At 67.7% G+C, this 9,535-nt stretch carries 8 protein-coding genes; 3 read left to right on the top strand and 5 right to left on the bottom strand.

What is annotated here, in order from left to right:
- Positions 1–112 precede the first annotated feature (112 nt).
- The 3 genes from J1M40_RS07390 to J1M40_RS07380 all read right to left on the bottom strand — a co-directional run bounded on the left by J1M40_RS07390 (position 113) and on the right by J1M40_RS07380 (position 4,118).
- Positions 113–409, bottom strand: coding sequence for a hypothetical protein (locus J1M40_RS07390; RefSeq protein ID WP_241252153.1), 297 nt, complete (start codon positions 407–409; stop codon positions 113–115).
- 110 nt (positions 410–519) lie between these two features.
- Positions 520–1,113 (bottom strand): GNAT family N-acetyltransferase, encoded by a 594-nt coding sequence (locus tag J1M40_RS07385; protein WP_020626742.1) that lies wholly within the window; start codon positions 1,111–1,113, stop codon positions 520–522.
- 200 nt (positions 1,114–1,313) lie between these two features.
- Positions 1,314–4,118: an FAD-binding and (Fe-S)-binding domain-containing protein gene (locus J1M40_RS07380; protein WP_236557999.1), complete on the bottom strand. Its 2,805-nt coding sequence runs from the start codon at positions 4,116–4,118 to the stop codon at positions 1,314–1,316.
- 211 nt (positions 4,119–4,329) lie between these two features.
- Between J1M40_RS07380 and J1M40_RS07375 the strand changes: the two genes are divergently transcribed.
- The gene (locus J1M40_RS07375) at positions 4,330–4,650 is read left to right on the top strand and encodes a putative quinol monooxygenase (protein WP_041104412.1); all 321 of its coding nucleotides are present in this window, start codon (positions 4,330–4,332) and stop codon (positions 4,648–4,650) included.
- A gap of 101 nt (positions 4,651–4,751) precedes the next feature.
- Entirely contained in the window at positions 4,752–5,552 is an 801-nt protein-coding gene (locus tag J1M40_RS07370; protein WP_041104465.1) for an IclR family transcriptional regulator, read from the top strand.
- A gap of 61 nt (positions 5,553–5,613) precedes the next feature.
- Here the strand turns inward: J1M40_RS07370 and J1M40_RS07365 are convergent, their stop codons facing one another.
- Together J1M40_RS07365 and J1M40_RS07360 are read right to left on the bottom strand one after the other, a co-directional pair.
- Positions 5,614–7,200 carry a GMC family oxidoreductase gene (locus tag J1M40_RS07365; RefSeq protein WP_041104410.1) on the bottom strand — a complete coding sequence of 529 codons (1,587 nt, stop codon included), beginning with the start codon at positions 7,198–7,200 and terminating at the stop codon, positions 5,614–5,616.
- The gene (locus J1M40_RS07360) at positions 7,197–7,778 is read right to left on the bottom strand and encodes a hypothetical protein (protein ID WP_241252152.1); all 582 of its coding nucleotides are present in this window, start codon (positions 7,776–7,778) and stop codon (positions 7,197–7,199) included. The genes J1M40_RS07365 and J1M40_RS07360 overlap by 4 nt, the downstream gene beginning before the upstream one ends.
- Positions 7,779–8,179: 401 nt before the next feature.
- Between J1M40_RS07360 and J1M40_RS07355 the strand changes: the two genes are divergently transcribed.
- Positions 8,180–9,502, top strand: a complete 1,323-nt coding sequence (locus tag J1M40_RS07355) for a short-chain fatty acid transporter (RefSeq protein ID WP_206450649.1) — start codon at positions 8,180–8,182, stop codon at positions 9,500–9,502.
- Positions 9,503–9,535 lie beyond the last annotated feature (33 nt).

The raw sequence follows: 9,535 nt of genomic DNA, 5'->3' as shown, positions 1-9,535 counted from the left end.
ACGAGCAACGCGGGCAAACCAGATGGCCAGCACCGGGCAGTTCCCGTGGCCATCACTGGGCAGTCCTCATGGCCGTCAGCGGGTCATTCCCTGGCCACCTATGGGCAGCTTTTCATGGCCGCTTACAACCGGCCACGACCGCCCGGACGCCGGCGTCGTCGATCGCGTTCAGCACCAGCCCCGGAATGACCGCGGCCCCCATCAGCAGCATCACCCACGCGGTGGAGCCGGCTCCGGCGTCAAACACGTTGCGGCGAGCCTGCTCCGCCTCGACCCGGTGATGCACCCCTCGCAAGGCGAGCATCGCCCCGAGGGCCGTGACGGCCACCAGCGTCAAACCCCACCCCAGTCCCAGATCCTGCCGCAGCCCCGCGAACACACCAGCCGAACCCACCAGGGGAGGTGCCACACCGATGCGCCACCGCCACTCACGCTCATTCCCCACCCGGCTCACAGCCCCCTGCTGGCACACGGCCCTCGGCGGTGGAGCGGCAGATCATGCGGTCGTGGCCGCCGGGATCACTCCTGCGTAAGGGGCGAATGGAACTCCGAGGCGAGCATCGCGTAGGTGGCGCCATCCACCCAGCCGCGCGTGAGATGCAGAGACTCCTCCTTGAACGTGCCCTCGTGACGCATCCCCACCTTCTCCATGATGCGCAGACTCGGAGCGTTGTCCGCGAAGGCATGAGCCTCCACGCGTCGCACACCCAGATCGTCGAACGCGAAGCCCAGCAGGGCTCGCGCAAGCTCGGTGCCATAGCCCTGCCCGGCCTGGCGCGGATCGATCGTCCAGCCGAGCTCGGCCTGGGCGTCCCGGGCTTCCTCCTGCGGGCCGTCCTGACTCCACGCGTCCTGCACCGCGACCTTCCCGACACCGACGATGACGTCTCCGGCCCGCACGGTGAGGCGGTCCCCCGCCCCGAGGTAGGACTCGCGCAGCGCGCCCTCACTCTCCGGACGGCCCGAGGTCCACGTCCACACCTGCTCGAGACGGCAGAAGCCCCACACGGCGGGTGCATCGAGACCCCGGAACGGGGTGAGGGTCAGCCGGCGGGCTCGCAGCGGGAAGCAGACGCCTCGACTCGCGGCGAGCTCCAGGAGAGGGGTGGCCATGACAGACAGGGTACGAACAAAAGTCCTCGAGTCAGCCCCCGGACAGACCAGTGCCCACACCCTGCGTCGATGCCAGGTCCACGCGGCCAGCCAGGGCCCGTAGACCTCCGACAGTCCCCCCACACGGAGATAGAGCGCCGGAGGACGCGTCTCACGCTGCCGCCGTCACGGTTTCCGATTGAGGCTTCGCGGAATGGCGTTCAACCACCGGCGATGGTGCTCTGGTTGAGCAGTTCAAGTACGTGTGAATATGGGTACCCGGTGGCGCGAGACATCCCGAGTTCACATGTGCGGTTGCAGGATGCGTGGGCTGAGGCGTCGATGGCTTGAACCTGCTCGGCCTGGCGGGCCGTCGCCGAGGCGGTCAGTTCCGGGTGCAGGAGCCCACGGTCTCCGGCAAACGCACAGCAGCCCCAGTCGTCGGGGATCTGGACGTCCTCAGCGATGGCCTCCGCGACTCGGGCCAGTGCAGGGTTCAGCCCCATGCGGGTGGATGAGCAGGTGGGGTGAAGTGTGAGGGACGGGATCCGGCGGGGTTCCGGCAGCCTCGGCAACAGGTGTTCAGCGGTGAATTCAACGGCGTCGAGAATACGCAGCGGCTGTTGCCCTGCAGGCGGTACTTCGACCTCCAACGCGTGGCGCAGGCCTTCCGTGCAGGAAGAAGCGTCGCAGACGATGGGCAGTCGCCCGTGGTCGCTGTCCCTGCGAAGGGCGGCGATGGTCCGGGCCGTGATGGTCTCCTGTCCGGTGTGCTTGCCCTTGGAGGACCAGGGCGTCCCGCAGCACAGGGCGTCAATGTCGCTCGGGACGAGCAGTTCGACCCCTGCCCTCTGGGCCAGGGCGAGCACACTGTCCTGGACCCCCGCGGCACCGGGAGCGCCGGTGCCGGGCTGGGCTGGGCCGAACATCGCGGAAACGCACGCGGGGAAGTAGACCGCCACCGGTTCACCTACCGGGGCGGGCCGACGCCGCCGTCCTCCACCCCGAGGGAGTTCCGGCGAGTACAGCGGGACGGTGTCGGCGCCGGCGATTCGGCGGACGAGCTGATTCGCCGTGATGGTCGCAGCCGCGGGGAGTTTGGCGGCGAGGTCCAGAGCGCGCCCGGCCACGATGCTGGCTGTGCCCCAGTGCTGGGCAGCAAGGTTCCATCCGGCCTGGGCAACGGCGCCGGTCTCCTGGCGGCGCAGGCGCTTCACGAGGTCGCCGGTGTTGATCTCCACAGGGCAGGCGGTCTGACACATCCCGTCCACGGCGCAGGTCTGCACCGCAGCGTAGTCGTAGTCCTCCTCCAGTGACTGTGCCAGCGCCTCGTCGCCTGCCAGACGTGCGCTCCTGATGGCTCGCAGGGTCACGATCCTCTGGCGGGGAGTCAGTGTGAGGTCGCGGCTGGGACAGACCGGCTCGCAGTAGCCGCAGGACACGCAGCGGTCGACTTCTTCGGCCACCGACGGCTCGGCCTTGATGTGCCGCAGGTGGGCCTGGGGGTCGTCATTGAGGAGTACCCCGGGATTCAAGACCCCTCCGGGGTCGCAGAGCTGTTTGATCTCTCGCATGACGCCGTAGAGCTCATCCCCGTACTGCCGACGGACATAGGGGGCCATCACACGGCCGGTGCCGTGCTCGGCCTTGAGTGAGCCGCCCTCACCGAGGACGAGATCGACCATGTCCTCGGTGAAGTCGCTGTAGCGCTGCAGACGGGCAGGGTCGGCGAAGTCGTCGGTGAGCATGAAGTGGACGTTGCCGTCCTTGGCATGGCCGAAGATGACGCTGTCTCGGTAGTCGTATCGGTCGAACAGCTGTGTCAGGGCAGTACAGGTCCGGCCCAGGGCCGGAACGGGCACGACGATGTCCTCGAGCAGGGCAGTGGTGCCCTGCGGGCGTGCGCCGGCAACCGATGCGTAGAGGCCCTTGCGCAGGTGCCAGAGAACGGCCCGGGCGTCGGCGTCCGTGGTGAAGCCGGCTGGCTGAGACAGGCCGATGCGGCCCGTGAGGGCCTCACCGTGCTGCCGCAGCTCCTCGAGCTGCTCGGCGGTCGTGGCCGAGTACTCCACGAGCAGGGCGGCGTGATCTTGGACGCGCAGGTCCCGGACGATCGGCGGGGTGCCCGTGAGCCGCTGACCCACGCGCAGTGAGGTGGCGTCGAGCAGCTCCACGGTGGCAGCGCGGGAGTCTACAAGGGCGGGCAGCGCCTCGTTGGCAGCCTGGAGTTCCTCGAACACCAGCAGGGCGGTGGCCGAGTGGGTGGGCCGGACCACGGTACGGAAGACGGCTTCAGCGACGAAACCGAGAGTTCCCTCACTGCCGATGGCCAAGTGCGCCAGGATCTGAGCGGGGGTATCGAAGTCCAGCAGGGCGTTGAGTCCGTAGCCCATGGTGTTCTTCATGGAGAACTGACGGCGCACGGTGGCCACAGATGCCGAGTCGGAACGAACCCGGTCGGCCAGCTGGGCCAATCCCCGGTACAGGTGGGGCTCGTGGTGGCGAAGTATGCCGTCGGCGTCCGGTGCCGCAGTGTCGATCACCGTGCCCGAGGGCAGGACCAGGGTCATGGACTCCAGAGTCTGATAGGTGTTCTCGGTGATGCCGCAGTTCATGCCCGAGGAGTTGTTGGCCACCACCCCGCCGATGGTGCAGGCCGCCTCCGACGCCGGATCTGGACCCAGCCGCCGGCCGTGGCGGGCGAGCCGGGCATTGACCTGGCGCACGGTCGCACCCGGGCGCACACGCACCCGGGCACCCTCGTCGAGGACTTCGATGTCGCGGAAATTCTTGCGCACATCCACCAGGACGCTGTCGGTGACGGCTTGCCCACTCAGGCTTGTACCCCCGGACCGGAACGTCAGAGACACGCCCTGAGCGGCACTGGCCCGCATCAGCGCTCCGACTTCAGCCGCGTCAGTGGGGGTGACGACGGCCTCGGGGACGAGCAGGAAGTGTGAGGCGTCGGCGGCCGCTGCATGGCGGTCCAGGGCTCGGCCGCTCACCTGGCCCGGCTTGGTGAGCACGTCTTCGAGGCTTCTCAACACGGGGGTCGCCCTTCTGTGTCAGATGGTGACGGGAGTCTCACCGTAGGAGTCCCAGGCACCGGCAGTCTGCGCCGGATATCGCGGAGTGATAACGCTCGTTGGCTCCGCGCCACGCCCGGCCCGAGCATCGTCCGAGAGCACCGGCTCTGCTGGCCTCTGAGGTCGGCAACCCACAGAAAGGACTGCGCCCGTGATCTTCATCGTCGTCAAGTTCACCGTCAAACCTGACTGGTCCGACCGGTGGCTGGATCTGACCTCCTCGTTCACCCGAGACACCCGCCACGAGCCAGGCAACTTGTGGTTCGAATGGTCCCGCAGCGTGGAGAACCCGAACGAGTTCATCCTGGTCGAGGCTTTTGAGGATGACGCGGCCGAGGCCCACGTGAACAGCGAGCATTTTCAGAACGCGATGCAGCAGATGCGGCAGGCGCTGGTGGAGACTCCACGGATCATCAGTCGTCAGATCGAAGGCAATACCTGGGATCGGATGGGCGAACTGGCGATCGACTGAGCCGCCTCTCACCCGTCGCAGTGGCCGGGCCCGGTGGCACAGGGCCCGGCCGTTGCAGGTTCATGGTGGCCGACGAGGACATGGACCGCCAAGATGCATGTATGGGACACAACGACGCGCTCGATGGGCTCGCATCAGTCCGCAAGGCATTCGCCCTGCTCGACGTGGTGGCCACCGACAGCCGAGGGATGACGGCCAAGGAGATCGCCGCAGCCCTGCAGATGCCCCTGCCGACGGTCTATCGGATGCTGAAGACCCTGGTGGCCTCTGGGCACGTGGTGCATCTGCGGGAGGAGAGCCGTTACGGCCTGGGCTACAAACTGCACGCCTTGGACACCTCCCTGCGGCGACAGGTCGGTACGCCCCCGGCAGTGGCTCGACTCATCCAGGAGCTGCATTCCCGCGCGGATGCTGCCGCCTACTACGCTGTGCACCGGGGGGAGGACATCGTCGTCGCCTACGTGGTGGATTCACCCGCCCACCCCCGGATCACCCCTATGGGGTTCGGATTCAACAAGGCCGCCCACGCCACCGCGTTCGGCAAGGTCCTGCTTTCGGCGATGGACGCGGAGCGACGCGCCATCTATCTGCAACGGCACGGGCAGCCGGCCCTGACCGCGGCCACCACCACTGATCCCGGGCAGCTGGAGGACCAGCTGGAGCAGGTCACTCGGAGGGGCATCGCCGTGGAGCGTGAGGAGTTCGTGCAGGGGGCCTGCTGCATGGCCGCCCCGGTGCTGTCCTCGACAGGTCAGACTGTGGGATCCGTGGCCGTGTCCATGGACCCCGCGTACTTCTCCTCCCACTCGGCCCAGATGGCGGTGCTGCTGCGGGACACCGCGGGGCGGGTCGGACGGGCTCTGCGAGGGGCCTCCCTGTTGCAAGACATCGCCGCAATCTGAGACGCCCGCGCGGTCTCCCGATGCACTGGGAGACCGCACGGGGCGAGCAGAGCCGCTGGGCTCAGAGTTCGGAGGCAGCCATCTGGTCGGCGATGTACTCGGCCTGCCGGATGGCCAACGCCACGATCGTGAGTGTGGGGTTGGCAGCCGCCCCGGTGGTGAACTGGGACCCGTCGGAGATGAACAGGTTCGGGACGTCGTGTGCCTGGCCGAACTGGTTGACGACGCCGTCCTCAGGCCGTTCGCTCATGCGTGCGGTGCCCAGGTTGTGGGTGGAGGGATACGGCGGCGCGTGGTGGGCCGACACAGACCCGACAGCCTCATAGAGCAGGGAGCCCTGCTGATAGCCGTGCTCGCGCATGGCCACGTCGTTGGGGTGGTCATCGAAGTGCACGTTGGGCACCGGCAACCCCAGGCGGTCGGTCACGGTGGTGTTCAGGCTCACCCGGTTCGTCTCCTGGGGCATGTCCTCCCCCACGATCCAGAGTCCGGCGGTGTTGCGGTACCCGTCGAGCAGTGCCGTGAAGTCCGGACCCCACGCACCCGGGTCGGCGAAGCTGGCCAGGAACGCCGGACCCAGGGAGATCGTCTCCATGTAGTAGCCGCCGGCGAATCCACGGTCGACGTCGTGGCGGGATTCATCGGCGATCAGCCCGGCCATGGTCTCTCCGCGGTACATGTTCACCGGCTCGTCGAACTGGGCGTAGACCGAACCAGTGGTGTGGCGCATATAGTTCCGGCCCAGCTGCCCGGAGGAGTTGGCCAGCCCGTCAGGGAACAGCGGGGAGGCGGAGAGCAACAGCAGACGCGGCGTCTCGATGGCGTTGCCGGCCACCGCGACGATGCGTGCCTTCTGTCGGTGCAGGTTGCCTTCAGCATCGGAGTAGAGCACCCCGTCCACTCGCCCCTCGGGGCTGTGGGTGATCTGCACGGCCTGGGACTCGGGGCGCAGGTCCAGCAGCCCGGTGCGCAGGGATTTGGGGATCTCGGAGACCATGATCGACCACTTCGACCCGTGCTTGTCGCCCTGGAAGTTGAACCCGTCTTGAATCGAGGCGGGCCGGCCATCATAGGGCTCAGCGTTGGTGGCATAGGGGCCGGTGGCGTAGTGGCGATAGCCAAGACGCTCGGCGCCGTTGGCCAGGACCTTGTAGTTGTTGTTGGCCGGCAGCGGGGGTCGGCCTTGTCGGTGGGTGCTGCCCATCTTCATCTCGGCCCGCTCGTAGTAGGGCTCGAGGTCCGACAACGTGATCGGCCAGTCCAACAGGTTCGCCCCGTCAATTCTCCCGTAGGTGCTGCGGGCTTTGAATTCGTGGGCCTTGAATCGAGGCGTCGCACCCGACCAGTGGGTGGTCGTGCCGCCTACCGCCTTGACGATCCAGGCCGGCAGGTTCGGGAAGTCCCGGGCGAGCCGGAAGCTGCCGGAGGTAGTGCGTGGGTCCAGCCAGGCCATCTGGTTGAACGCAGCCCATTCGTCCTGCTCATAGTCCTCGTTCTTCAGGTAGGGGCCGGCCTCGAGCAGTACGACCTTGATCCCCTTCTCCACCAGCTCATGGGCCAAGGTGCCACCTCCGGCCCCTGAGCCGACAATGACCACTGCCGAGTCATCCTCGTGGTCGATGCTCGCTGAGATCTCCTGCGTGCTCATCGCTTGCTTCCTTCGTCGACGGTGCCCGTGCCCTTGAACAGATCAGGCACGGGCTTGACCCCGCCCTCGGGGGTGGCCGGAGCGACGGTGTAGGGCAACGGCCCGATCTCCGTCACCTGCTCCTCACTTTCTTCGATCCGAGGGTCCGGCAGCCAAGCCAGGTCGTTGAAACCCCGGTGCAGGTAGCCGCCCTTGGAGAACGACTCTCCCTCGTAGCCCAGCGTGGCCTGGACCTCCGGATCGTCGTAGAGGTTCAAGACGGTCGTGCGGCGGATGAAACCGAAGAATTCCAGGTCAGCGACACGCTTGAGGACGGCAAGGGCCCGGTCTTCAGGCAACTCCAGGAAGTGCCCGTCGCTCATGGAGTCCAAGGTCACCAGCCCCTGCGTCAATGCCATCCGGAACCACCGGGACTCCTCGGAAGCATCAATGATCTTCTGCGCCATGCGCTCATAGGGCCCGTCCGGAAAGTCCGGATGCGGGAAGGCGACGCGGATGATCCTGGTCAGGATCAGGCGCGCTTCGTCGGACAGCTCCAGGGCGTTGAGCTCTGAGAACTTTGCGGGAAACACCATCATCGGCACCTCGGTTCGTAGCGATCTGGTCTCGGCCCGGTACTCGCTCTCCGCCAGACACGGCGCTGGGACCGAGGCCATAGCCGCAGTCTGTGTCTCTCGTCACACTGGGTCAAACAGGAGTTGTCACCTGGTGAGAATGCCTCCGCGGAGGACCGCCACCTCCAACTTCCGCCCCAGGCCGAGGATGGGCCCCTCTCAGCCCACCCTCCGTGGACAGGCGCCCGGCCATGGACGTGGCCCACGTTCTGCCCGAGACGGCCGTACGCCTAGAGTGATCCACGTCACTCTCGCCTCGACCTCTCGTCCTGAACAGGAGCCTCATGTCCGCCACGTCCACACGTCCGCCCGCACCCGGACCCTCGGGCCGTGCCGCCCGCGAGGGCACGTTCTTCAGCCGCGCCATGCGCCCGCTGAACACGACGATGGAGCGGTTCATCCCGTCCTCGCTCGTGTTCACCATCGTGCTCACGTTCGCGGTGGCGGCCCTGTGCCTGCTGCTCACTCCGGCCGGGCCAGCCGACGTCGTCGTGGGCTGGGGTGACGGCCTGTCCGGGCTGCTGGCGTTCATCACGCAGATGGCGCTCGTGCTCATGCTCGGCCACATCCTGGCGAACACCGGCCCGGTGCGCCGCCTGCTCGCCCGGCTGGCCAGCATTCCCCGCACGCCCCTGGCCGCCTACATCTTCGTGTTCGTGGTGGCGGCGGCGGCCTCCCTCATCACGTGGGGCCTGGGCCTGGTGGTCGGTGCGCTGCTGGCCAAGGAGGTCGCGGCGCAGGCTCGTGAGCGCGGGCTGGTCCTGCACTTCCCGATGCTGGTGGCCGCCGGGTTCTCCGGGTTCGTGGTGTGGCACATGGGGTACTCGGGCTCCGGCCCGCTGACGGCCGCCACCCCCGGTTCATTCCTCACGGAGAGCCTGGGCGGCCGGACGGTCCCGGTCTCGGAGACCACCTTCTCCTGGTGGAACATCACCGCCGCCGTGGTGACCGTGCTCGTCGTGGCCCTGGCCCTGTTCCTCGTCGCCCCGCGCGCCGGGGACCGGATCGTGGAGCTGGAGATCGACGCGCGGGACCAGGACGCGGTGTCCGCACCGGAGATCGAGACGCCGGCGGACCGTCTCGACGCCTCCCGTGTCCCCACGCTCCTCGTCGGCGCCATGCTCGTGATCTATCTGGTGATGCACTTCGTCGGCGGCGGCGCCCTCACCCTGGACATCGTCAACTGGTCCTTCCTCGCGCTGATCCTGCTGCTGGTGCGCAGCCCGCACGAGCTGATCGGCCTCACCCAGTCGGCCGCGTCCAACGTGGGCGAGATCCTGCTGCAGTTCCCCCTCTACGCGGGCATCCTCGGCATGATGACGACCACCGGCCTGGTGGCGGTGCTCTCGGACGCCTTCGTGGCGATCTCGAACCCGGTGACGTTCGGCCTGCTGGCGTTCCTGGCCGCGGGCCTCGTGAACTTCTTCGTCCCCTCCGGCGGCGGACAGTTCGCCGTGCAGGGCCCGATCATGCTCCAGGCCGGCGACGCGCTCGGCGTGGACCCGGCCATCACCATCATGGCCGTCTCCTACGGCGACCAGTGGACCAACATGATCCAGCCGTTCTGGGCGATCCCCCTTCTGGCGATCGCCGGCCTGAAGATGCGCGACATCCTGGGGTACACCACGGTCGTGCTGCTCGCGTCGGGGCTCGTCTTCGGCGGCACACTCCTGCTCGTCTCGCTCTGAGCCGGCCGGCCGATGCGGGCCGGGTCCGGACAG

Origin of the sequence: Micrococcus sp. KRD026, from assembly GCF_017168445.1 — a bacterium.
Taxonomy (GTDB): domain Bacteria; phylum Actinomycetota; class Actinomycetes; order Actinomycetales; family Micrococcaceae; genus Micrococcus; species Micrococcus luteus.
The sequence above is the reverse complement of the archived record's forward strand: the minus strand, read 5'-3'. Positions and strand labels throughout refer to the sequence as shown.